This is a genomic window from Streptomyces lichenis (genome assembly GCF_023218175.1).
Lineage (GTDB): Bacteria > Actinomycetota > Actinomycetes > Streptomycetales > Streptomycetaceae > Streptomyces > Streptomyces lichenis.
Window position 1 is genome coordinate 320,560 of sequence record NZ_JALPTH010000002.1, and the last position, 21,749, is coordinate 342,308.

The 21,749-nt window shown below is 70.1% G+C and carries 20 protein-coding genes, 1 tRNA gene and 2 pseudogenes; 10 read left to right on the forward strand and 13 right to left on the reverse strand.

Translation table 11 applies throughout. The features are described from left to right. Positions 1 to 33: 33 nt before the first annotated feature. Together M1O15_RS03145 and M1O15_RS03150 are read right to left on the reverse strand one after the other, a co-directional pair. Positions 34 to 741, reverse strand: a complete 708-nt coding sequence (locus M1O15_RS03145) for a hypothetical protein (RefSeq protein WP_248631602.1) — start codon at positions 739 to 741, stop codon at positions 34 to 36. Positions 742 to 744: 3 nt separating this feature from the next. After that, entirely contained in the window at positions 745 to 1,281 is a 537-nt protein-coding gene (locus M1O15_RS03150; protein ID WP_248631603.1) for a hypothetical protein, read from the reverse strand. 228 nt (positions 1,282 to 1,509) lie between these two features. On the opposite strand from M1O15_RS03150, the pseudogene M1O15_RS03155 reads away from it, so the two are divergent. Further along, positions 1,510 to 1,728 (forward strand): annotated as a pseudogene (locus M1O15_RS03155) (site-specific integrase); the annotation flags it as partial. 67 nt (positions 1,729 to 1,795) lie between these two features. Here the strand turns inward: M1O15_RS03155 and M1O15_RS03160 are convergent. From M1O15_RS03160 to M1O15_RS03175, 4 genes are all read right to left on the reverse strand, one after another. Beyond that, positions 1,796 to 1,883: transfer RNA gene (locus tag M1O15_RS03160), tRNA-Ser, on the reverse strand. 153 nt (positions 1,884 to 2,036) lie between these two features. Beyond that, positions 2,037 to 2,465, reverse strand: a complete 429-nt coding sequence (gene tadA, locus M1O15_RS03165; protein WP_248631604.1) for a tRNA adenosine(34) deaminase TadA — start codon at positions 2,463 to 2,465, stop codon at positions 2,037 to 2,039. Positions 2,466 to 2,545: 80 nt separating this feature from the next. Further along, positions 2,546 to 3,073: a tRNA adenosine deaminase-associated protein gene (locus M1O15_RS03170; protein WP_248631605.1), complete on the reverse strand. Its 528-nt coding sequence runs from the start codon at positions 3,071 to 3,073 to the stop codon at positions 2,546 to 2,548. 336 nt (positions 3,074 to 3,409) lie between these two features. Beyond that, a complete protein-coding gene (locus M1O15_RS03175; RefSeq protein ID WP_248631704.1) occupies positions 3,410 to 3,604 on the reverse strand; it encodes a hypothetical protein in 195 nt (64 codons plus the stop codon). A gap of 461 nt (positions 3,605 to 4,065) precedes the next feature. Between M1O15_RS03175 and upp the strand changes: the two genes are divergently transcribed. After that, positions 4,066 to 4,701, forward strand: coding sequence for a uracil phosphoribosyltransferase (gene upp / locus M1O15_RS03180; protein WP_248631606.1), 636 nt, complete (start codon positions 4,066 to 4,068; stop codon positions 4,699 to 4,701). A 115-nt stretch (positions 4,702 to 4,816) separates the two neighbouring features. On the opposite strand, the gene M1O15_RS03185 is transcribed toward upp, so the two are convergent. The 4 genes from M1O15_RS03185 to M1O15_RS03200 form a co-directional block, all read right to left on the reverse strand. After that, entirely contained in the window at positions 4,817 to 5,449 is a 633-nt protein-coding gene (locus M1O15_RS03185; RefSeq protein ID WP_248631607.1) for a LytR C-terminal domain-containing protein, read from the reverse strand. A gap of 113 nt (positions 5,450 to 5,562) precedes the next feature. Continuing rightward, positions 5,563 to 5,859, reverse strand: a complete 297-nt coding sequence (locus tag M1O15_RS03190; RefSeq protein ID WP_003949502.1) for a type II toxin-antitoxin system VapB family antitoxin — start codon at positions 5,857 to 5,859, stop codon at positions 5,563 to 5,565. 260 nt (positions 5,860 to 6,119) lie between these two features. Beyond that, entirely contained in the window at positions 6,120 to 7,694 is a 1,575-nt protein-coding gene (locus M1O15_RS03195; protein ID WP_248631608.1) for a M28 family metallopeptidase, read from the reverse strand. Positions 7,695 to 7,897: 203 nt separating this feature from the next. Next, positions 7,898 to 8,488, reverse strand: a complete 591-nt coding sequence (locus M1O15_RS03200) for an HhH-GPD-type base excision DNA repair protein (RefSeq protein ID WP_248631609.1) — start codon at positions 8,486 to 8,488, stop codon at positions 7,898 to 7,900. 162 nt (positions 8,489 to 8,650) lie between these two features. Here M1O15_RS03200 and M1O15_RS03205 point away from each other — a divergent pair, with 162 nt between their 5' ends. From M1O15_RS03205 to M1O15_RS03215, 3 genes are all read left to right on the forward strand, one after another. Next, positions 8,651 to 9,637, forward strand: coding sequence for an aldo/keto reductase (locus M1O15_RS03205; protein WP_248631610.1), 987 nt, complete (start codon positions 8,651 to 8,653; stop codon positions 9,635 to 9,637). A gap of 383 nt (positions 9,638 to 10,020) precedes the next feature. Continuing rightward, on the forward strand, positions 10,021 to 11,460 hold the full coding sequence (locus M1O15_RS03210; protein ID WP_248631611.1) for a hypothetical protein: 1,440 nt from the start codon (positions 10,021 to 10,023) through the stop codon (positions 11,458 to 11,460). Positions 11,461 to 11,487: 27 nt separating this feature from the next. Beyond that, entirely contained in the window at positions 11,488 to 11,985 is a 498-nt protein-coding gene (locus M1O15_RS03215; RefSeq protein ID WP_248631612.1) for a tetratricopeptide repeat protein, read from the forward strand. On the opposite strand, the gene M1O15_RS03220 is transcribed toward M1O15_RS03215, so the two are convergent. Next, on the reverse strand, positions 11,955 to 12,896 hold the full coding sequence (locus tag M1O15_RS03220) for a phosphorothioated DNA-binding restriction endonuclease (RefSeq protein ID WP_248631613.1): 942 nt from the start codon (positions 12,894 to 12,896) through the stop codon (positions 11,955 to 11,957). The two genes, M1O15_RS03215 and M1O15_RS03220, sit on opposite strands and share 31 nt — an antisense overlap. Before the next feature lie 147 nt (positions 12,897 to 13,043). Here M1O15_RS03220 and M1O15_RS03225 point away from each other — a divergent pair. After that, positions 13,044 to 13,235 (forward strand): annotated as a pseudogene (locus M1O15_RS03225) (TOBE domain-containing protein); the annotation flags it as partial. A 289-nt stretch (positions 13,236 to 13,524) separates the two neighbouring features. Beyond that, a complete protein-coding gene (locus M1O15_RS03230) occupies positions 13,525 to 14,547 on the forward strand; it encodes a hypothetical protein (RefSeq protein ID WP_248631614.1) in 1,023 nt (340 codons plus the stop codon). A 787-nt stretch (positions 14,548 to 15,334) separates the two neighbouring features. Here the strand turns inward: M1O15_RS03230 and M1O15_RS03235 are convergent. Together M1O15_RS03235 and M1O15_RS03240 are read right to left on the reverse strand one after the other, a co-directional pair. Further along, on the reverse strand, positions 15,335 to 16,666 hold the full coding sequence (locus M1O15_RS03235) for a hypothetical protein (RefSeq protein ID WP_248631615.1): 1,332 nt from the start codon (positions 16,664 to 16,666) through the stop codon (positions 15,335 to 15,337). Next, on the reverse strand, positions 16,663 to 18,024 hold the full coding sequence (locus M1O15_RS03240; RefSeq protein ID WP_248631616.1) for a hypothetical protein: 1,362 nt from the start codon (positions 18,022 to 18,024) through the stop codon (positions 16,663 to 16,665). The genes M1O15_RS03235 and M1O15_RS03240 overlap by 4 nt, the downstream gene beginning before the upstream one ends. A gap of 604 nt (positions 18,025 to 18,628) precedes the next feature. Here M1O15_RS03240 and M1O15_RS03245 point away from each other — a divergent pair. The 3 genes from M1O15_RS03245 (at position 18,629) to M1O15_RS03255 (ending at position 21,657) form a co-directional block, all read left to right on the forward strand. Beyond that, positions 18,629 to 19,399 carry a hypothetical protein gene (locus M1O15_RS03245; protein ID WP_248631617.1) on the forward strand — a complete coding sequence of 257 codons (771 nt, stop codon included), beginning with the start codon at positions 18,629 to 18,631 and terminating at the stop codon, positions 19,397 to 19,399. A gap of 137 nt (positions 19,400 to 19,536) precedes the next feature. Further along, positions 19,537 to 20,223 carry a class I SAM-dependent methyltransferase gene (locus tag M1O15_RS03250; RefSeq protein ID WP_248631618.1) on the forward strand — a complete coding sequence of 229 codons (687 nt, stop codon included), beginning with the start codon at positions 19,537 to 19,539 and terminating at the stop codon, positions 20,221 to 20,223. Between the two features lie 576 nt (positions 20,224 to 20,799). Beyond that, a complete protein-coding gene (locus M1O15_RS03255) occupies positions 20,800 to 21,657 on the forward strand; it encodes a hypothetical protein (protein WP_248631619.1) in 858 nt (285 codons plus the stop codon). The last annotated feature ends 92 nt before the right edge of the window (positions 21,658 to 21,749 follow it).

Consider the following 21,749-nt stretch of genomic DNA (forward strand, 5'->3'; position numbering starts at 1 on the left):
TGTGAGGTCGCGCCCATCTTTGCGTTGACCTGGTTAGGAGGGGAGGAACCCCGGCTTCTCCCTTCCCAGGTCTTGTAGGTGGTTCAGGTAGCCCTGCGCCGTGGGCTCGGTGCTGTAGCGCTGCCGCATGACGGCCGCGAGTTCCCGACTGGTCATAACAAGCGAGGGGACTGACTGACGGTCACCCTGAAGTGCCCGCTCGCCATAAATGAGAGCCTGTTCGAGGTCGCCTTCGCGCGCGGCGGTAACTCCCAGAGTCACTCGTGCTTCGGCGTTCCGCATGGGGGAGCGCTCCGTGCCGTCGAAGTCAGTACCAGCCCTCAGGACCTCTTCCGCGAGCGTCCGCGCAAGCCGGTCTTCCCCAACCAGCCGATAGCAGTCCATCGAGTAAAAGTCGAACTTGGCAGGGTCCACCACGAAGTGGTTGTCCAGGTTCTCCGGATGCGGCATTCCCTCAAGCAGTCGCCGCCCCTTGTCGAGGGCTACCTCAACCTGCCGGCGATCTCCAAGGCGAGCCCAAGCCTTGGCTTCCTGGCCCGCAAGCTGCACGGCAACGCTGTGGTTCGGCGCTGTCTCTGCTCCAGCTTGCGCAGCTGAGATGACCCCGCGATAGTCACCGGTCGTTAGGGCGAACCAAGCCCGCATCTCGTGCGCCCATCCTGCTACCTCTGAGTGGTCGACCTCGGCGGCGAGCGAGAGGGCGGCGCGACGGGTCGACTCTGCGGCGTGCCGGTCCCCCATGTCCTACTCGACACAGCCGACCAGAAGCGCTAGCCAACCGGACAGCGCTAGCACCTCTCGATGTTGGGCAAGCGTGAGACTTTTCGTGTGGAGTTCGACGACCCGGCGCAGCCACTGCCGTCCCTCGATGATGAGCTGCCCACTCGGCATGAACGGGTACTCCGAGCACAGTCGGTCGGTTGTGATCCGCAGAGCGTCGAGAGTGGCACCGTCGACGTCAGACCGGTTGAGACGGCTCACGATCTCCAGAGTCTCCATGCCGCTCGCGGCCAGGACCTCCTTCTCTCCGTCTCGGCGAGAGGGCGCGGGGAAGAGTGCGTGAGTCACCGTGCCGAATAGAGCCGCGATGATCGGTTGGTAGAAGTCGTTCGGCGCCTGGCCTGACTCCCAGCGCTTCCACTGGCGAATCATGCTCTCCTCTGAGGGCAGCTCCGTGGGGGCATGCGCCCGGAGGGCCCTGACCGCGTCGCGCTGTGACCAGTCGCGAGCCTGTCGTTCGGCAGCGATACGCCGCGCCCATGCGGGCCTGTCGTCAGTCATGCGCCCTCCTCCGAGTGCCTATACCCCGAGTCTCGCGCGCGAGGCGGGGGGACAGGGAAGGGGACAGGAGGGTGTCACCGGACATGTCCCCTAGCCCGCTCTGCCGTCCCCTGGCTGTCACTTACCTCACACCCTCCGTTACTCCCATGCTGGTTCCAGATCGAGCGCCACCCAGTTCGCAGCGATTTTCAAGCGCTTCGAGCCGTTCACTCAACGCCTGAAGCTGGGAGTGGAACCGTCCTGCTGATCCTCGGTGTCTCCGAGCGCGCTGTCATGGGGCTTATGGGGTGGTCCACCACCGCTATGGCGGCGCGGTATCAGCACATGGTCGACACCGTGCGGACGGACGTGGCGCGGCAGGTCGACGGGCTCATCTGGAAACCGGCGGGAGAGCGGCCGGACGACGATGACGATGGGGCCGCCGGGGTGCTCGTACCGGCCAACTGAGACGGAAACTGAGACGGAGGACAAAGCGAAGGGTCCGGCTCGGTGAGCCGGACCCTTCGTCCACCTGCGGTAGCGGTGGGATTTGAACCCACGGTGACGGGTTACGCCACACTCGCTTTCGAGGCGAGCTCCTTCGGCCGCTCGGACACGCTACCGAGAGAGAGCTTAGCCCAAAGGTGCCTGATCGAAGAAATCGGTTCTCCGGCGCCGGTCGGCGCTGGTCAGCGGGTGTGCACGGGTCCGTCACAGGCCGGTTCGCGGACACTCGGCGGGCATCGCGCGGGCGTCCCGGGCGGCCCCGGGCGGCGTCAGCGGTCGCGGAAGAAGCGGGTGAGCAGAGCGGAGCACTCCTCGGCGAGCACCCCGTGGATCACCTCCGGACGGTGGTTGAGCCGCCGGTCGCGCACCAGGTCCCAGAGCGACCCGACCGCGCCCGCCTTCTCGTCCAGCGCGCCGAACACCAGCCGGCCGACCCGGGACTGCACCAGGGCGCCCGCGCACATCACACAGGGCTCCAGGGTGACGACCAGGGTGCAGCCGGGCAGCCGCCACTCGCCGAGGGCCCGCGCCGCCCGGCGCAGCGCCACCACCTCGGCGTGCGCCGTGGGGTCCCCGGTGGCCTCGCGCTCGTTGTGTCCGGTCGCGAGGAGGGAGCCGTCCGGGCCCAGCACGACCGCGCCGACCGGCACATCGCCGGCCCGCGCGGCCCGCTCCGCCTCCGCCAGCGCGTCGCGCATGGCCGCCCGCCAGGGGTCCCGGACGGGATCGACGGCGTACGGCGCGGGCGGGTCGTGCGGTCGGTGCGGGGGGTGGGGCACTAGCGGACGGCCTCCAGGACCTCCGCGGCGCCCAGGGCGTCCGCGATGGTGCCGAGCGCGTCGGTGTCGAGTACCAGCAGCTCCTTCTCCGTCAGGCCGAGGTCGTCCAGGACCTCCCGGTCGCCGACCGGTGCCGAGGGCACCGACTCGGCCGCGGTGTCGGCGTCCTGGTCGTCCGCCGCCTCCGGCTCTCCGTCCTCGGTGCCGTCGAGGTCGAGGGCGTCCAGGTCGGTGCCGTCGTCCGACTGGTCGTCGCCCAGCAGTTCCCTGGTGAGGATCTCCCCGTACGAGGAGCGGGCGGCGGCCGCTCCGTCGGACACGTAGATCCGGGGGTCGTCCTCACCCTCCACCCGGACGATGCCGAACCATGCGTCCTCCTGCTCGATGAAGACGATCACCGTGTCGTCGTCCACCGAGGCATCCCGGGCAAGCTCGATCAGATCCGACAAGGTCTCTACATCGTCGAGCTCTGTGTCGCTCGCTTCCCACCCGTCTTCGGTGCGCGCGAGCAGTGCGGCGAAGTACACCGTGACTCTCCCACTGATCAGAGGTGTGACGATCGGGCGGCCCTCCTGAATGCCCCGCCCACTCGGCATCGTGGCAGATACCGGGCCCGGAGGAGAGGTGTTCCGCTCTTGCGTCGTGCACCAGTCTGGTCCGGCGGCCGTTCGATGTCACCAGCGGACCCCGTCCGCGCGGGCCCGGCGAGCGGTCCTCGGACGGGCGGTCGGCCCCGGAGGACATACCGAGGGCAGCCGATCACAGCAGGTCGAAGCCGGTCGAAGTCAGCCGGACTCGGTCGAAGTCGGAAGGAAGTGATCTCGGGCGGCCAAGGGGCGTACGGGAGGGGCGGGCGGGGATGTTCACCAACGGAAGGTGCGCATCCGCATGGCCTGGCGCATCCGGGCCGCCCGGGCGCGGCGCGGCTGCACCCGGTCGCGCAGCGCCTTGGCCTCGTAGAGCTCGCGCAGGAACTGCGCCCGGCGGCGCCGGCGCTCGGCGTCCGTCTCAGGCCCGTCCGGCCGCGGCCCGCCGACCACGGGCGGGTCGTCGATCAGCCGCTGCTCGGGCGCGGACCTCGACCCGGAGGCAGACCCGGACCTCGGCCTCGGCCCGGCCCCGGAAGCGGACCCGGGCCCGGATCGGGAGGCAGACCCCGAGCGGGAAGCGGACCCCGACCGGGAGGCGGACCCAGACCGGGAGCCAGACCCGGACCGGGATCGGGGAGCGGACCCGGGCGCGGACCTGGACGTCCGATCGCCGTCGCCGTCGCCTTCGCGACCTCGGTCCCGGCTCCGGCCGCGGTTCCGGCTCCGACCCCGCTCCTCACCCGGCCGATCCGAGTGGACGGACGACGGATCGCGGCGCTCACGCCGCCGTTCCGGTTCTCGGCGTTCCGGCATCTCGACCACCCCCAGGCTGGGTCCGTCCACCCCACTTTCCCCCTGTGGCGTGGGTTGATGCCAGCGTGTGCCCTCCCGGGCATGGGCCGATGCCGCTGCGGGCTAGGGTTGAGGGCATGCGGATTCACGTCGTCGACCACCCGCTGGTGGCGCACAAACTCACCACGCTGCGCGACCGGCGCACCGACTCCCCGACCTTCCGGCGCCTCGCCGACGAGCTGGTCACCCTGCTCGCCTACGAGGCCACCCGGGACGTGCGCACGGAGCAGGTCGACATCGAGACCCCGGTGACCGGGACGACCGGTGTGAAGCTCTCCAGCCCCAAGCCGCTGGTGGTGCCGATCCTGCGCGCCGGCCTGGGCATGCTGGACGGCATGGTGCGGCTGCTGCCGACCGCCGAGGTGGGCTTCCTCGGGATGATCCGCAACGAGGAGACGCTGGAGGCGTCGACGTACGCGACCCGGATGCCGGAGGACCTCTCCGGGCGCCAGGTCTACGTCCTCGACCCCATGCTGGCCACCGGCGGAACGCTGGTCGCCGCCATCCGGGAGCTGATCGAGCGCGGCGCGGACGATGTCACCGCGGTCGTGCTGCTGGCCGCGCCGGAGGGCGTCGAGGTGATGGAGCGCGAGCTCGCGGGCACCCCGGTCACGGTCGTCACCGCCTCGGTCGACGAGCGGCTGAACGAGCACGGGTACATCGTCCCGGGCCTCGGCGACGCGGGTGACCGCATGTACGGGACCGCGGACTGACCGAGGGGCGCGGACTGACCGAGGGGCCGTGGACCGCGGGCCGAGCCTTCCGTCTCAGGACCGCTCGGCCTGCTCTGCCTCCGCCGGCGCGCCGTGCATGGCCGCCGCCAGGGGCCTAGCACTTCTCCGGCGCGGGCTTCTTCGGCTGGGAGAGGGCCGTCAGCGCGGCGGTGGCGTCCCGGGGAGGCGCGAGCGTCTTGAAGGCGGTGCCGATGATCAGGTCCACATCGGCCGTCTGGCGGGTGTCCGTCTTCCGCGCGGCGCCCTTGAGCTGGGTCGCGAGCACCGGGAACGCCGCCTTGTCGGAGTTGGCGGCGCCGAGCAGCACCCCCGGCCCGGGCACCTTCTTGTCGTAGGCCGCCGGGGCGTTGCCGACCTTGCCGATGGCGAAGCCGCGCTTCTTCAGCTCGTCGGCGGTCGCCTTGGCGAGGCCGGCCCGGGGGGTCGCGTTGTAGACGTTCACCGTGATCTGCGCCGGCTTGAGCGGGGCGTACACGGTGGTGGCGGTGGTCGCCTTGCGGGGTTCGCAGCGGTCGGCGGCCGCGGTGCTCGCGCCGCCGGTCTCCCCGTCACCGCCGAAGACGTCCACGAGCTGAAGCGTTCCCCAGCCGGCCAGGCCCAGGGCGACCACCGCGGAGAGGCCCGCGACCACGATCCGGCGGCGTCGCCGGGGGCGCCGCATCCGCGGGTAGGTGTTACCCGTGATGCGGTACTTTCCGCCCATACCGGGGGGAGTGAGCATGCTCATGGGCGCAGCGTAATGCTGGCCCCTGACTATGCCTACTAAAGGATCAGCAGATGACCGCCGGACGGGTCTGAAACGGTCCGAACGGTTGATCCAACGGGGCCCCGGCCCGGCCCTCAGTCCAGTTCGAGGACGCGGGCGTGCAGCACCTGGCGCTGCTGGAGGGCCGCGCGCACCGCGCGGTGCAGCCCGTCCTCCAGGTAGAGGTCGCCCCGCCACTTCACGACATGGGCGAAGAGGTCGCCGTAGAACGTCGAGTCCTCGGCCAGGAGCGTCTCCAGATCCAGCTGGCCCTTGGTGGTCACCAGCTGATCGAGGCGGACCGGGCGCGGCGCGACGTCCGCCCACTGCCGGGTGCTTTCCCGGCCGTGGTCGGGGTACGGCCGCCCGTTGCCGATGCGCTTGAAGATCACACGGAAAGCCTACCGGGCGGATGGCGCCCGGCGCAGCCACGCGGCGCCGGTGCGATGCGTGAGAAACCGGAGCAAAGCGGTAACCGGTACGGGTGGGATCACGCCGGTTCACCCGGCTGGGCTACCCCGGGACGCCCCCGGGGACGTCCCAGGACGCCCCGTACGCACCCGAGCCACCACTTCGCGTACGGTCGCCGGGCGAACGGGTGGGGCGCGGCCGGAAGGGAATCCGGCCGCGCCCCGTGCGTACGAGAGGCGTACTACTCGGTGACCTCGTGGCCGTGGCCGTCGTGCAGGCCGCCGCCGCTGCCCGCGTCGCCCTCGGTGGGGACGGTGGTCACCGGCTTGCGCAGCGAGCTGAGGTCGTGCGCGTAGGTGCCGACCGCGTTGGCGATGACATCGACGTTGGCGTCCAGCGCGGTGAGGTTGATGTTCTTCAGGTCATCGCACTTGGCGTGGTAGCAGGCGTCGTACGCGGCCCCGGCCGTGCCGCCGAACTTCTGCGCCTGCGCCGGGGTCTTGACGCCCTCGGCACCCGTGAACGTACCGCCGGACGGGATGCCCACCTCGATGAACGGCCCGTAGTCCGAGCGGCCGGTGAAGTCGGTGCCCTCGTGCGGCAGACCGCGCTTGTCCATGAACTCGTTGATGTCCCGCTCCAGCTGGGCCGAGCCCGCCGGGCCCGCGGGGGAGCCGACGCCGTCCGAGTCGTCGCCGTCGTAGACGAACAGCCCGTAGTTCGGCGAGGCGATCATGTCGAAGTTCAGATAGAGCCTGATCTCCTTGCGGGCCAGCGCGCTGAGGCCGGCCACATAGTGCTCGGAGCCGAGCAGGCCGTTCTCCTCGGCCGACCACCAGGCGAAGCGCACCTTGTTGGTGGTCTTGTTGATCTCCTTCGACTGGGCGAACTTCAGCGCCACGTCGAGGAGTCCGGCCGAACCGGAGCCGTTGTCGTTGATGCCGGGGCCGGCCGTCACCCCGTCGAGGTGGGCACCGAGCATCACCGTGTTGGCGGCGTTGCCCCGGGCGGTCTCGGCGATGACGTTGTTGGTGGTCCGCTTCTCCTGGAGCTGGCGGAGGTCGAAGCGCACCGTCACCGGGCCCTTGGCCGCGTCGGCGGCGAGCTTCTCGCCCTCGGCCTGGGTGATGCCGCCGGTGGGGATCTTGGCGGCGCCTGCGTCGCCGAGGGTGCCGGAGAGCGCGCCCGCGGTGTTGTTGTAGATGATCGCGCCGGTGGCGCCCGCCGCCGCGGCCTGCGCCTGCTTGTCGGCGAAGGTGCAGCCGCCCCGCTTGATCAGGGCGATCTTCCCGGTGTACGCGGTGCCCGCGTAGTCGGCCGCCTCGCAGCCGGGGGTGGTGTCCTCCGCCGGGGCGGGGACCGAGGCCAGCGCGGCCGTGACACCGCCGACCGGGGTCGACTTGGTGTAGGTCATCGCCGATATCGCGATGTCCCGCGCCTCGGGCGAGACCACCGACAGCTTCTCGGCCTGGGTGTTGGTGAACTGGAACTCGAACTGCTGGTACGAGACCTGGTAACCGGCCTTCTTCAGCTGCTGGTACACATACGCGGCCGAGGCGTCGTGCCCGAGCGTGCCGGCCGCGCGGTTGCCGCCGGCCGAGTCGGCTATCTGCTGGAACTTCTGCAGGTGCCGGTACGCGTCCTTGGCGGAGGCGTCGCGCACCAGCTTCTGGGAGAGCTTCGCGGCGTCCTTGGCCGCTTCCTGCCCGGGGTCGGTCCGGACGGCGGAGGCGGGGGACGCGGAGACCAGCAGGAGCGGAGTCGCGAGTGCGGCCGCGGCCAGGGCGGCCGCCGCTCTGCGATGGGATGCGTTCACAGAGGTCCTTCCGGGGCGAACGAGGTTGAGGGGAAGCTAGCGATCTCCCAGGCTCCTGTGAACGGATGTGCCACAACTCACGTCTGATTCCGTACATTTGGCATCGCAGAACGTCACTTCGGTGCCGAACCTCCGCTTCCCCCGCCCGATCCGGAGACCTTGGCCGCCCCGCCCCGAGGCCGTCAGGTCTCCGGGGGCTCCCGCTACCGCGACTCCTTCGCCCGCTTGGCCGCGCGCTTGGCCTCCTGCTTGTACGCGCGCACCCGGGCGAGGGACTCGGGCCCGGTGATGTCGGCCGCCGACCGGTACGCGCCCTCCTCGCCGTACGCGCCCGCCGCCTCCCGCCAGCCGGGCGGCCGCACCCCGTACTGCTTGCCCAGCAGCGCCAGGAAGATCTGCGCCTTCTGCCTGCCGAAGCCCGGCAGCGCCACCAGCCGGGCCAGCAGCTCCCTGCCGCTCGCCGCGTCCGCCCAGACGGCCTCCGCCGCGCCGTCGTACTCCGCCACCAGGTAGCGGCACAGCTGCTGCACCCGCTTGGCCATCGACCCCGGGTAGCGGTGCACCGCCGGCTTGGCCGCGAGCAGCTCGGCGAACGCCTCCGGGTCGTACCCGGCGATCTCGTGCGCGTCGAGATCGTCCCCGCCCATCCGCCGGGCGATGGTGTACGGGCCGGAGAACGCCCACTCCATGGGCACCTGCTGGTCCAGCAGCATCCCGGTGAGCGCGGCGAGCGGACTGCGTCCCAGCAGCTCGTCGGCCTCGGCCTGCTGGGCCAGGTGGATCGTGGTGGTCATGCTCCGATGGTCGCCCGGCCGCCCGGCCCCCGCACGGCGGGACAGCCGCCCGGGCCCGTACGGGACCGCCACCGCCCTCGGCCCTTGACTTGGAGAGCGCTCCAACACCGAGAGTCCTCCCACCGCCGCCCGCGCCCAGCGGGCCGTACCAGGGGGTCCTCCATGCGCTACCGCACCATCGGCACCGATCCCGCCACCCGCCGCGAGGTGAGCGTGCTCAGCCTCGGCGCCATGCTCTTCGGCACCAGGACCGACGAGCGGACGTCCTTCGCGATCCTCGACCGGTACGCGGAGGCCGGCGGCACCTTCATCGACACCTCCGACAACTACGCGTACTGGCACCACGGCACCCAGGGCGGCGAGAGCGAGGCGCTGCTCGGCCGCTGGCGGCGCACCCGGGGCGTGGGCGACGCGATCGTGATCGCCACCAAGCTCGGCGCCCGCCCGACCGGACCGGGCAAGGACTTCACCACCGACCGCGAAGGGCTCTCGGCGAAGGTCGTCCGCGAGTCGGCCGAACGCAGCCGTGAGCTGCTCGGCGTGGAGCGGCTGGACCTGCTGTACGCGCACATCGAGGACCCGGCGACCCCGCAGGCCGAGACCGTCGAGGCGTTCGCCGGGCTGGTCGGCGAGGGGACGGTCGGCCTGCTCGGCGTCTCCAACCACTGGGCGTGGAAGGTGGAGCGCGCCCGGGCCCTGGCGGCGGCGGCCGGACTGCCCGGGTACGAGGTGCTCCAGTACCACCACACGTATCTGCGCCGCCGCACCGATGTGCCCGGCCGGCTCTCCCCGGACGGCGACCAGGGCGTGGCCGACGGCGCCCTCCTCAGCTACGTACGCGAGGAGCCGGCGCTGGCGCTGGTGGCGTACAGCCCGCTGCTGTCGGGCGCATACGTACGCGAGGACAAGCCGCTCGACCACGAGCTGGACCACCCGGGCACCCCGGCCCGGCTGGCGGTGCTCCGCGAGGTGGCGGCCGAGACCGGGGCCACCGTCAACCAGGTGGTGCTGGCCTGGCTGATCGGCGCCCAGGTGCCCGCGATCCCGCTCGTCGGGGCGTCGTCGGTGGCCCAGCTGGACGAGAGCCTGGCCGCCGTCGATCTGGACCTGACCGCCGAGCAGCGCGCCCGCCTGGACGCCGTGCGCTGAACGAGGGCTCCCACGGCCGAGTGATCTGCATCACTCGACCATGTGCGAGGCGACGTCCGGCGGCCCCCTTCCCGCCCTCCCGCACGCCTTTTGTGCCGTCTGCGCCATCTGTACCGTCCGTTGGGGGCCGGAACGGGGCAAGAGGCGGCCGGAAGGGGTGAAACCCCCTTCGCGGCGACAGGAGACGGTCATACGATCTTCCCGGGCCGCACACCGGCGGCCGCCCGCGATGACCACCGCCGGCGTCTCCTGCCACCTGCCCTTCCCCCCCGTTCCTTCCCCTCCCCCGTTCCTTTCCTTTCCCTGGAAATACGACGACCCGTCATGGCGCGCACCGCGTCCGGACGTCGGGCCCGGCCCGGCACCCTGACCGAAGGGCTGAAGTGAGAATCCGCCGAACGCTGGCCACGGCCGTCGCCGCCGCCGTGACCGCCCCCGTCGTCCTGCTGTCCGCGCCGCCCGCGCTCGCCGTGCCCCGCTCGTCCGGGTCGACGTCCGGGGCCGAGCCCGGGGCGCCGGAGAGCAGCCGGGACCGGACCGTGGCGCCCGAGCCCGCCGCACCCGCCGCCAGGCGGCAGGTCGCCGACCAGCAGGACTCCCGTCACACATCCCGCAAGGGCGACCAGGGGGCCAAGGGCGGCGACCTGCAGAACCTCTCCGTCCCAGCGCTGCGGCGGGCGGTCGCCGAGGCGCGCGAGGCCCTGAAGAAGGCCGTGGCCGCCGAGGAGGCGGCGATGGCGGCGTTCGAGAAGGTGGACGCGGACGGCGCGCCGCTGGTCCGGGCGATCGACGAGGCCGAGAAGGCGGCCGCCGCCGCGACCACCGCCCGGGAGGCCGCCGACAAGGCGCTGATCGAGGCCGAGGACGCCCTCGCCGAGCTACCCGACGACGCCACCGACGACCAGAAGAAGGCCGCCGAGAAGGCGGTGGCCGACGCCACCGCGGCCGTGGCGCCGGCCGAGAAGGCGGAGACCGAGGCGCAGGCCAAGGTGACCGCGGCGCACACCGCGCTGGGCGACGCCCTGGTGGCCGCCTCCCGCGAGGTCCGCAAGGCCCAGGACGCCACGGCCGCCGCCCAGGCCGCCCTGGACGCGGCCGAACAGGCCCTCCAGGACGCCCTGGAGCAGGCCGTCGAGGGCGCCTGCGTCCCCGAACCGCGGCTCACCGCCCGGGCGCTGGGCGTGCCCGGCGCGGTCGAGCGGGGCGACACCGTGGTCTTCACGGTGCGGGTCGCCAACGGCACCGCCCGCACCATGGACACGGTCTGGCCGTACATCGCCGTGAGCGCCGTCGACCAGAGCGGCCAGAAGGGCATCGGGGACAAGCTGGACCTGACCTGGTCCACCGCCGGCGACCCGGACTGGCAGGAGCTGGACGGCGACAACTTCGCGGGCGCGGTCGAGACGCTGCAGCCCGGTGAGCACGCCGACATCAAGGTACGGCTGAAGGCCGGTGCCCAGACGCCCCTGGGCACCGGGACGGTGTCGGTGGCCGCCGACTACCTCAACGACGACGACTCCTGCGGCGGCACCCCGGTCTACTACGAGTACGGCTTCGCCCTGACTCCCGCGAACGCCGCGGCCACGCCCGGCACCTCGCCCACCCCCGCCCCGTCCCCGGCGGGCGGCGCCCAGAGCCAGGTGTGGACCCCGGCCGGCCCGTCCGGCCCCGTCGCCACCGGCTCGGGCCTCGGCGGCAGCCTGGCCGCCACCGGCTCCTCGTCCGCCGTCCCGGGCATCGCCCTGGCGAGCGGAACGGCGCTGCTGCTGGGCGCCGGTGCGGTCTACGCGGGCCGCCGCCGCCGAAGCGCCCCGCAGGACTGACATCGCCATCCACAGGAGGCACCCGTGGTGACGCAACCGCCCCCGGCCGACCTCGCCGAAGTCGAACGCGCGTACCAGGCCGGGCGCTTCGAGGAGGCGCGGAAGCTGCTGGTGGCGCTCAGCGCCGCGTACCCCGGGGACGCCGAGACGGCGTACCGCGCGGCGAGCGTCCACGACCGCCTGGGGCTGGAGGCCGAGGCGGTGCCGTACTACGAGCGGTGCCTGCGCGGCGCGGAGCTCTCCGACGCCTCACGGCGCGGCGCGCTGCTCGGGCTCGGCAGCACCTACCGCGTCCTCGGCCGGTACGAGGAGGCGGTGGACACCCTGCGCCGGGGCGCCGAGCGGTACCCGGAGGACGGGGCGCTCCGCGCCTTCCTGGCGATGGCCCTCTACAACACCGGCGGCCACCACGAGGCCACCGCCCTGCTGCTGCGGCTGCTCGCCGGGACCAGCGGGGACGAGACGGTACGGGCCTACCGGCGGGCCATCGAGCACTACGCCGGCGACCTGGACGCGACCGTCTGAGGTCCCCTCGCTTCCCCATTCCCGTGGAAGACATGGTCCGTGTGCCAGGAGCGGTGCTCGGCCGCCACCGGCGCCGAACCCGTCCGCGGCCCGATCAGGGCCCGCCCCGACAGGGCGCGCACCTGCTGCTCGGCGGCCGCGCTCCGGCCCGTGAACCGCGCCGACACCACCACCCGCAGATCCTCGCCGAGACCCAGTACGCCCTTGTCGAAGAGCTTGTGGTGCAGGGCGCAGAGGCAGAGCCCGTTGTCCACGTCGTCCGGCCCCTTGAACGCCCACCAGCGCACATGGGCCGCCTTCAGGCCGACCGGCACCATGCCGAGCGCCCCGTCGTATCCGCAGAACGCGCACCGGTACTCGTACGCCGCCAGCACCATCTCCCGCATCCGCCGATCCCGCCGCCGCCCCCGCTGCCCCGGCACCAGCCCCCCGTACTCACCGAGCCCCCCGAACTCCCCGTACTCCAACTCCAGCCCCGCCGCCTCGCACAGCTCCCCGTGCAGCGACGGCGGGAAGTGCAGGTCGAGCAGGATCCGGGCCATCCGGGCCAGCAGCGCCGGATCGCGCCTCAGCGCCGCCCGCAGTTCGGGGTCGAGCCGGCCGCGCGCTCCGGACGCCCGCAGCTCGGTCACCAAGGGGCCCGGGCTCCCCGCCCCGCCGTCCGTGCTCACCTCCCACACCCCGTCACCGGTCAGATGATGGAAGGGGTACGCGGGAGTGGTCCGGTTCCTCGGCCCGTACTCGGCCAGCAGGCGCTTCAGGTCCCCCTCCACGTCGCTGTAGCGCAGCTCGCCCTCGGAGTCCTCCTGGAAGCGGCCCAGCGCGTACAGCAGCAGCAACGGCTTGTGCGGCGCCCGCGCGCCGCCCCGCGCCCACTGCCGCAGCCCCGCCACCCGCTCCAACCAGTCCACGGCCGCCGAGCCTATCCAGCGCCGTGGATACGAGGTGACCACCCCTCCCCGCCTCGCACCCGCGACCGCCGTTCCGCGCCCTTCCCCGGAAACGGCTGCCGTCACCCACCTTCCGTACGCACAGGCGAACCGCCAGTGCGGCCCCCCATGACCCTGAGCATCCGCGAACAGTTCCCCGGCACGGCCTCCTCCATCACCAGCGGCGAGGCCATGTCCACCGTGCGGGTACGCCTGGCCGGCGGCCAGGACGTCACCACCGATGCCGTCAAGGACCTGGGCTTGTCCGAGGGCTCCGAGGTCCGCGCCCTGGTCAAGTCCACCGAGATCGCCCTCGCCTCGGCCTGACCGGGACCAGGGGGAAGGGGGGGCTCCTCCGCGGGCCGGGGCGTCGGCCCTGGAACCACGGAGGGCCGGACCATGCCGATCACTGACGGAGTGGCGGTGTCTGGACGGAGACTCCGAACCGGTCTCGCGCGGAGGTGTCCGAAGCGCCGTCACGTCCATGCGCCGCGGCCGTTGACAGGGAATGAAGCGTGATCGTTCCCGACAGGTCGCAGCCGTCCCTCCCAACAGCCCGGCGATCGTGCTGCGTCCGCTGCGTCTCGCACAGATGGCGCGGAGCTGGGCCATGGATGTGGCAGCCGCTGACATCGCTTCGCTGGGTGCTGGGTCCGATCGGGCGGCCGCCCTCGGGGCATGCCGCGGTCCGCTTCTGGGCACCGAGCTCGCCGATGCCTGGGAACAACTGCTGCGAGACCGCCCAGAGGACTTCGGTGCCGTGGGCATCATCACCCTCGGAGCAGACGCCGTGCGCCTGCTGCCGGCCTCGGGGGCCTTTGCCGATCGGGTGCTGATCGAGGGCGTCGAGTGCATCGATGGAATGCAGCGGCTCGTGGCGCTCGCGACCGCTCGGGCCGAACACGGACCACGCGCTCTGAACGACGTGGTCGTACGATTGGAGGTCATCTGCGGAGCGGAGCGTGACCGAGTCCGCCGTCTCCATGACGAGGCGGACCAGTACGTCAGCCACCGGACCTCCCAGGACCGTCTCATCCGGTGCCCCAGCATCCGCTCGTTGATGCAGGCGAATTGGGAGACATGGCGCTTCGACCCGCGCCGGGGCATGGTGCGTGAACCGGACGGGGCCGACGTTCCGATGGCTGACGTAACTCGTGCTCTCGCCTGTTTGACGGGGCCCGGGCCGGAGCTGGTGCACACGGTGTCGTCCGATGAAGGCTTGCACACCTTGTGGGAGGACATCTCGTCTCCTTCCTACCGGTCCCTCTTCCACTCGTCGATGACACCAGTCGGTGTCGCTCGTGCCGTCGAGGCGTGGGCGACAGCGCAGGCGACTCTCAAGGCGTTGCCCAAGGCCCGGTCGCAAGGACATGGGCACCTCATCGTCTACGCTCCCGACCTCATCTGCTGGACCGCCTGCAATTTCCTGCGCCGCTTTCGGCTACACGCCTCGGCAAGCCGCCTGCCCTGGGCAGAAATCATCGCCCGGGAGGTCCCGCATCGGACCCGCGCCGCGGCTGAAACCCTCGTACGGCGCTTCGAGAGCGTCAGACCGGGTCGGCACCTCTATCAATCCAGTCTCCGGGAGCGTTCGCTGTGGACGGCGCTTGTCGAGCCGGACGTGAGGGCGTGACGTCCTGCGGCCGTACGGTGTTCTGCGGCAACGGCAGTGCCGTCGGGGTCACCGGACCAGTCCAAGCCCGTCGCGGCCCAGGGAAGGACGTCCCTGTCCTCCCTCAGGCGCCGCGACGCACGCGCTGCGGCGAGCCGCTCCGCAACGGCCCCGTGGAGCCTGTGGGATTCCTGGGCCTCGTCCGCCGGCAGCTGCTCGAGCCCCAGTAGCCGGAAGCTGTCCAAGGCCGCCGGGTCCTCGGCCATCCCGACGGCCGGCTCGATGACTCCGTCCGGTCGCGGTACCAGCCACCGGGAGGACCGCACGGCGTTCCTCAGCGACCGCGGCTCGTAGCGGTAGCCGAGCCCGGTGAGCCAATGGTCGAGGTCGCTGATCGCCAACGGTGGCCGGGACAAGGCGACGGCGACCCGGCACGCTTGCTCCAGGGTCCGCGGGCCGGGGAGGGGACCATGCCGGTACAGCCCGTACCGGCCCGCACCCGCCCAGCAGAATCGGTGGTCGCCGGCCATCAGTGCCCCGGCAGTCTTCAGAGGCACCTCCACCCCGTACTCGATCCACGCCCGCAGCACCAGCTTCCCGGTATGCGAGGGGCGAACGCTGGAACAGGCCAGGGCATACAGCGTGTCCTCGAGGCGGCCGCCGGTCAGGCCCTGGCAGGCACAACCCGTCCTCTCCCACGGACTCAGGACCGCAGCGCAGTAGTCGCACGAGCGGACATCTAGCCCACGGAGCGGCCTGCGCCACGCCTCCGCTCGTTCGCGGAGCAGCGCGGACAGGGTGAACGTGCTCACATGCGGCTCCAGTCCAGGGTGCCGGAGACACCTGTGACGGAGGCGTTGTCCCTCCCGCCGTAGTGCCGCCCTGCCGCCAAGAAACTCTGGACGTCCGCTGCCTCGATCCGGTCCACGTTCTTTGCGGCCGCCGCATTCAGCAAATCGTGCGCCTTGCGCAGGACATCACGGGGCTTGCGGGCCGAACGCTCGAACAGGCAGGCGACTGCCTCGTGGGTGAAAGGGAACAGCTCGTCCCCGTCGTTCCGTACCACGCCGTCCTTGGTCGCCGCGACCAGATACGGCCGGAGCATCTGTGCCACCTGGGCAGCGTCACGGAGCGCCGGCAGCTTGACGGTGCTGCCCTCGTTGGCCTTGCTCAGGTCGAAGGTCGGAAGGTCGGCGAGGGCCCAAGGCGTACCGATGTTCAGGGCGGCCCGAGGGTGCATGGTGACGACCATGGTCAGCATGTCCGCCATGGGCAGGGTCTCCACGATGACGTCCCGGAACCGCTCGACCTCCAGGTTCCTCTTCGCCTTCGCCGTGGTGGTGCTGGCCAAGTCCTCCAACTGGTCGCAGAAAACCATGACATGACGCATGCCGGCAGCAGCGGCGAATACCAGGAAGGTCGCCATGTGGACTGCGCCGCTACGGGAACGCGAGATCGGTGAGATTCCGATCAGATAGTCGATGGCCGCTCTGGGATTCTCGTCGCACAGGGCGGCGATTAGCTTGACATCGGGCGGGCCGAGCGTCTTGCCTCGTAGGGTCCGGTGCTCGTCCATCACCGCCGCCACCAGATCCCTGACGTTGTCCGTTGCCGTCCGCTCGATCAGTCGACGGCGCAGCCGCCGGGCGAGCGGGGCGGAGTCCGCCGTGGTGTGGTAGCCCACCGCGTACTCGACCGCGGCGAAGAGCGCCGCGCCCAGCGAGCGGACGTGTGTGGTGTCGAAACTGGTGAGCAGACAGCAGATGGGAACTTCGGCGGCGTCCTCCTCGTCCAGACCCACCGTCAGGTATGCGTCCTTACCGAAGTCTCGGTTGATCTTACCGGCCACATGCTGCATCAGGACGGACTTGCCGAACCCGCGAGCATCCGAGTCGCCGGGTACGAGCCCCACCGACCACAGATAGCCGAACTTGAGACCCGAGTAGGACATGCCCAGCACAAACTTCTCGATGACTTCGTACAACTGCTCGGCATGTACGTTCGGCTCGTACAGCAGACCGTTCTCGCGAGCGTCCTGACCGCCGATACGCGCGACTCCTGTCGCTGGAAAGGGATTGCTCCGAAGCCGCCATTCCTTCTTCATCCATACGAGCCCGGGCAGCAGTCTGGATGTGCTCATCGAATGTGCACCTCCTCATCGTGGCGGTCCGTGAAGACACTCATCACATGGAAGACCTTGGGCATGCCGGAGTAGTTTGAGAGAACAAGTGGCTTGACTGAGCCGGGCGTACGCACGTGGGATGCCTCGTCCAGATGGACGCGGAAGCCGAGGCCGGCGACGTCGCCGCGGAACGCGGAGGTGATGGCCGCGTCGAACTCGTCGTCGCTGATCCGCTGGTCCCAGCAGACCGCAGCACGGATGCGCCAGACGGGGCAGTAGGTCGCGCCCCCGGCCCGCTCGCTCTCCGCCCGCCACACCCGGGGGAGCGCCCTCAGCGCGGCGATGCGTGCCTCGGCCCCGACGGAGCGGATGAACGACACGTCCTTGCCGCGGCCGGTCACTCGGCCCGTCGCCCACAATCGCAGGGAGGGTGGGCCGGGCACGTAGTAGCTGAAGTTGGCGAGCCCGAGAAAGCGCGACCAGCGGCGCAGGAGCTCGTGACTGATGTAGTCCATCGGACATCCTGAGGCGGTGACCGCCAGACGGATGGCTGCCTCCTCACATAGCGCCGCGTAGCGCTTGCGGGTCCATGCCTGCGGGCGCGGGACCTGCGCGGCGATCTCTTCCCAGCGCCTCTCCGCCTGGCCGCTTCCCGGCTTCCGCGGCTTCTTCTCCTTGGCTTGCCGCTCCTTCTCCTCTTGCGCCCGCTGTTCGGCGCGAACCGCCGCACGGTGGACGGCGCGTTCGACATAGGTGCGCAGTGAGTCCTCGATGGTCTCGGGCGCCGCCGTCCACCCCAGCGTGCCGTCAGCCACTTCGAGGATGGTGTGGCTGATGAAGGCGGTCAGGAAGGCCCCGTGGTCCTCGTGCTCGTCCCGGTACCTGAGCAGCGGCACGCTGAGGTGGTCGGACACGCTGTCGGGCCGCGCCCCCACCAGGCGGAGAAAGCCCTCGAACTGGGGATGGGCATCGATCAGCGCACCTGCCAGCGCGTGGTAGCCGGCGTATGGGTCCTGGACGACCAGGTCGGTCCAGGCGCGACCGGTTTCGGTCATCGTGAAGGTCGCGTCTGCATGGGCGTGCGCGGAGCGAGGTGACGAGGGCAACGCGTGCCGCTCCAGCCAGCCGAGCCGCATCAACTCCTTCAACACATCCACGGTGTTGTGAACGTACTGAAGGGGGTTGGAGTGACGCTCGATCCATTTGTCGACGTCGAAGGATCCGTCCCGGTCGTTGGCGCGGGCGACATGCTCGGCCTGGTTGACGATGGCCAGACGCACCCGCTCGAACGGTTCCCCTGCAGCCACCGCCCTGGCCGCCATCTCGATGTAGGTGAGTTCCTGAAGCCGCGGGATGCCGACCCCGCCCACACTCACCGGGCGATCCCGCGGCCGGTGCCGTCGGCGCGGAGCCGTTCATTGACCCCACCGGGTAGTCCGTGCACGAACACCTCTCCCCTCATTTCCCTCTGTGCTGTGGCTCTCCTGTCCTGTCGGCATACTTTCGCAGCTTGGTGCCGGTGACTGCCGTGGTGCTTATATGAATAAGACAGGGAAATTGGGCCGATCGGCCGTCATTCTTCCGGTGATGGGCTTCATGCCCCATGAGGGCGTGACTTCTTCAACCGCCTTGACTGGAAGAAAGATGACCCCTCCTGAAGCCCTGGAACCGCAGCGCAGATCGCGACTGTTGCCTATGGTGCTGATCACTCCCCAGTGGATGTCGGGGAAGAAGTGATCGCACGCTTTTGCGAAGGGAGAGATCAGCCAACCCGTAGTGGCAACTGTCGTCGCCACCTTCATGAGTCGTGCCCGCCACCACGTTCGTTGACGACTCGCAAGCCGGGCACAGGCCTCACCGATTGGCGCGCACCACTCGGCTTCTGTGCAGCACCGCCGAGCCTTCGCGAGCGCACCGCTCACACAGCCACACCCCCTGCCAGGGCACCCCCATGCCCAAAACCGACCCTAGGAGGACTCCATGACGAACGTGTCACTTGCCGCGCCCGCCCCCGCGGCCTCGCCCATCAGCGTCGTGCTGCCGACCGCGTTCCATCCCCACTGGAACCGCCTGCCGGGCGTGCAGGTGGATGGCCGGCGACTCACCATCGACCCCGAGCGGCACTTCTTCCGCTTCGAGTCACACACCTGGCTCATCACCGATTGGAATCTGGTCGCGGAGCGACTGCTTCCGGTACAGGAGAGCTCCGAGAACGCGGTGGAGCAGATGGCGTTGGACTTCATCAGGGAAAACGCCGTCTCCACCAGCGACCCCGCCCGTGTACTCCTCACAGCCCACGAGGTCTACGCGTTCCTCTTCCGGGAGGAACATCTCAGCGGGCTGGGTCTGCCCCTGATCACCTCTGACCACCTCCGCATGCTGCGCGAGGCGGCCACGCTGATGGCCCTCAACAAGGTCGAGCTGGACGGGCACATCTCCAATGTCGGGCCGTGCTGGTTCTTCCCCGCGGCGACTTCCGTCGTCTTCGACCTCGACGACGAGATGGGCGGCATGCTGGACGAGGTCTACCACGGCGGATGGTTCAACGAGTACCGCCGCATCGAGTCGATCAAGGCCCATGCGGCCCTCGGCGGGCGCCTGGTGCACGGTTGCCAGTCCGTACCCGACCAGACCGGCGGCGTCGTCGCCCCGTACGGCGCGTCGATGGAGGCGTTCCGTGCGGACCTCGCCGCGTTCAAGTCCGCCTGGATCGCGCAGGTATACGCCCAGCGGGTGACCGGCCTGGCCTGATCGGGCATCTTCCGCCGTATTGGGGTCTCCGGTGGAGCCTTCAACGCTTGGCGCGGGTGCGTTTCGGGCGTACCCGCGCCACCCCCTTCAACCCGCACCCTGCCTCCTCGTCCAGCGCGCTTCCGGAGAAAAGACACATGAAGGCCCACTCGCTGCCCACCTGGCAGGCCTATGCGGACCAGACGCCCGGCTTCGCGGACAACGCGTCCACGGCACCGCCGCGCATGGAGTGGGGCACGTCCCCGGGCGTCGGCCCCGGGGCCGAGATGCTGGGCCCCGCCATCAGAGATCGGGAAATCCTGGAACTCGGGTGCGGCCCCGGACATCACGCCGCTCATCTCGCGTCCCAGCATGGGGGCAGGGTCATGGCCGTCGACATGGTCAAGACGCAGATCCGCCGGGCGAACGAACGATACGGGAAGGTGGACGGGGTCACTTTCGTCGCCCATGAAGCCGCCGCCTATCTGCGCTCCCAGCGTAGGCGGTTCAGCGTGATCTACTCGGTGTTCGGCGCGGTCGGACTGGTCGACCCCGACTGCCTCCTCCCGCTCATCGCCAGACGTCTGCGGTCGCAAGGGCGGCTGGTCTTCTCGGTTCCGCACCCGCAACGCACAGGCGGAACGGCCACACTCGGCCGGACATCCGCCCGCCAGGACTGGCTCACCCTCCCCGACGGTACTCGTCATCCTCTCTGGCGCTGGGAACTCGGCGTAGCCGATTGGTCAGCCGCGCTCAGTCGCCATGGCCTGCGTCTCGTCCGTCACCAGAGCCTGCAGGATCCGGGACGCCCTCCCACTCTGCTGGTGATGGCGAGAAGAAACTGATCCGAGCAGTAGGAGCGCTACCTCCGGGTGGGAGCGGTTCATGTCCTGAAGCGCGGCCGTCGTGCCGCCTATCGTCACGGCCTGCCTCTACCGGAATGACCTAGCCGACGGCGACGGCGCCGTGAAATAAGCCGCCAGGGCGCGGGGCGCTGTGGCACCCACCCGTTCCGCTGCAGCTCAGAGCTCCCTCCCCGCTTTCGAGGGCGCACGAGGAAATGCCCGTACCGATCGGGGAATCACATTCGCATGCTGGCGAGGCGTTACCTCAAGTGGACACCATCGCACAGCTTGGGGACCGAAATGGGCACCGAACTCGCAAAGAACGCCTTGGAGTTGTCGAGATGGGGCAGTAACTCTCCAATAACTGAACCGTGCGGGGAATGGCTCCTCGTTCGCTCTACTGTTGCTCCGACAGAGTGAGTCGTGTCGCCGATCTGGCGAGAGCGGCATCAGTAGCGAGAGGGTCCATGACGCGTGAGTGTAGAAATCGGTGACCATCCGCCTATTCGTACTGAATTGGTCGAGGTCACTCCGACCGTGTGTGCGGCGTGGATGGAGAAGCGGACATGCAATCGGGTGCCACTGAAGCGTGCGAATATCGAGAAGTTCAAGGCGATTCTCCGCAGTGGGCAGTTTCGAACCACTCACCAGGGATTCGCGCTGGACTGGCACGGCTGTCTCATCGACGGCCAGCACCGGGCCGCCGCGATCATCGATACGGAAATGACAGTCACCGCCCAGGTCACCTATAACCTGAGTCCCGACACGTTCGCTGCCATCGACGGCGGCCGAATCCGGACTCCGGGCGACTTCGTCGCGCAGATCACCCAGATGCGCCAGAGCAGGGCCAACGTCTACGCGGCGGCCCTCAAGGTATTGGACAACCGAGCCCAGGGACTCCATTGGACCCGGTGGACCGGTGGGCGGCTGACCGCCGAGCGGTTGCAGAGCCTGATCCCCCAATGGCCCGTGACCGAGGAACGGATCGTCGGCCTGATCAGCAAGGGCAAGCAAGCTCACGCCAGCGCAACCGGGTTGGTCGTCGCCTACAGGATCATCACGGAGGGGTGGCCTCCACACGTGGCCGACCTGTTCTTCGACGGCATCGGCGACGCGAGCCAGGAGTTCGTAGGCAAGGACCCGCGAGCGGTGTACACGCACACCATGATCAATGTGAACAGGGGGGTAGTCAGCCGTGACAGCGTGCAGCAGTCCGCCCAGGCCATCAAGGCGTTCAACGCGCTGGTCTCCGGTGAGTCGATCGGCACCCTGAAGAAGATGAAGGCGGCCGGCGTGAAGAGCGTGGTCGACCGCAGGACCGGCGAGCGCGTGCAGCAGGAGTACCTGGCGGACCGCTACCCGGAGGTCGTCCAGCCCACGATCAATCTCAGCAGCACCTGGCTCGGTGAGGGAGCGGTGCCGCCCTTTGCCTGACCAGCCGCCCTTCATCCGACCAGACAGGTGAGGGTTCTGGCTCTATGTCGATGGGCCCCGCTGCGAACAGCGGGGCCCATCGACTTCGTGCC

What these genes read in the sequence shown, in the direction of transcription:
- tadA (WP_248631604.1), bottom strand. Translation starts at nt 2,465, where the DNA reads ATGCGCGACGCGCTGGCGGAGGCGGAGCGGGCCGCGCGGGCCGGCGAT.
- M1O15_RS03205 (WP_248631610.1), top strand. Translation starts at nt 8,651, where the DNA reads ATGCGCTACCGCACCATCGGCACCGATCCCGCCACCCGCCGCGAGGTG.
- upp (WP_248631606.1), top strand. Translation starts at nt 4,066, where the DNA reads ATGCGGATTCACGTCGTCGACCACCCGCTGGTGGCGCACAAACTCACC.
- M1O15_RS03245 (WP_248631617.1), top strand. Translation starts at nt 18,629, where the DNA reads ATGACGAACGTGTCACTTGCCGCGCCCGCCCCCGCGGCCTCGCCCATC.
- M1O15_RS03230 (WP_248631614.1), top strand. Translation starts at nt 13,525, where the DNA reads ATGGATGTGGCAGCCGCTGACATCGCTTCGCTGGGTGCTGGGTCCGAT.
- M1O15_RS03145 (WP_248631602.1), bottom strand. Translation starts at nt 741, where the DNA reads ATGGGGGACCGGCACGCCGCAGAGTCGACCCGTCGCGCCGCCCTCTCG.
- M1O15_RS03250 (WP_248631618.1), top strand. Translation starts at nt 19,537, where the DNA reads ATGAAGGCCCACTCGCTGCCCACCTGGCAGGCCTATGCGGACCAGACG.
- M1O15_RS03235 (WP_248631615.1), bottom strand. Translation starts at nt 16,666, where the DNA reads ATGAGCACATCCAGACTGCTGCCCGGGCTCGTATGGATGAAGAAGGAA.
- M1O15_RS03150 (WP_248631603.1), bottom strand. Translation starts at nt 1,281, where the DNA reads ATGACTGACGACAGGCCCGCATGGGCGCGGCGTATCGCTGCCGAACGA.
- M1O15_RS03185 (WP_248631607.1), bottom strand. Translation starts at nt 5,449, where the DNA reads ATGAGCATGCTCACTCCCCCCGGTATGGGCGGAAAGTACCGCATCACG.
- M1O15_RS03200 (WP_248631609.1), bottom strand. Translation starts at nt 8,488, where the DNA reads ATGACCACCACGATCCACCTGGCCCAGCAGGCCGAGGCCGACGAGCTG.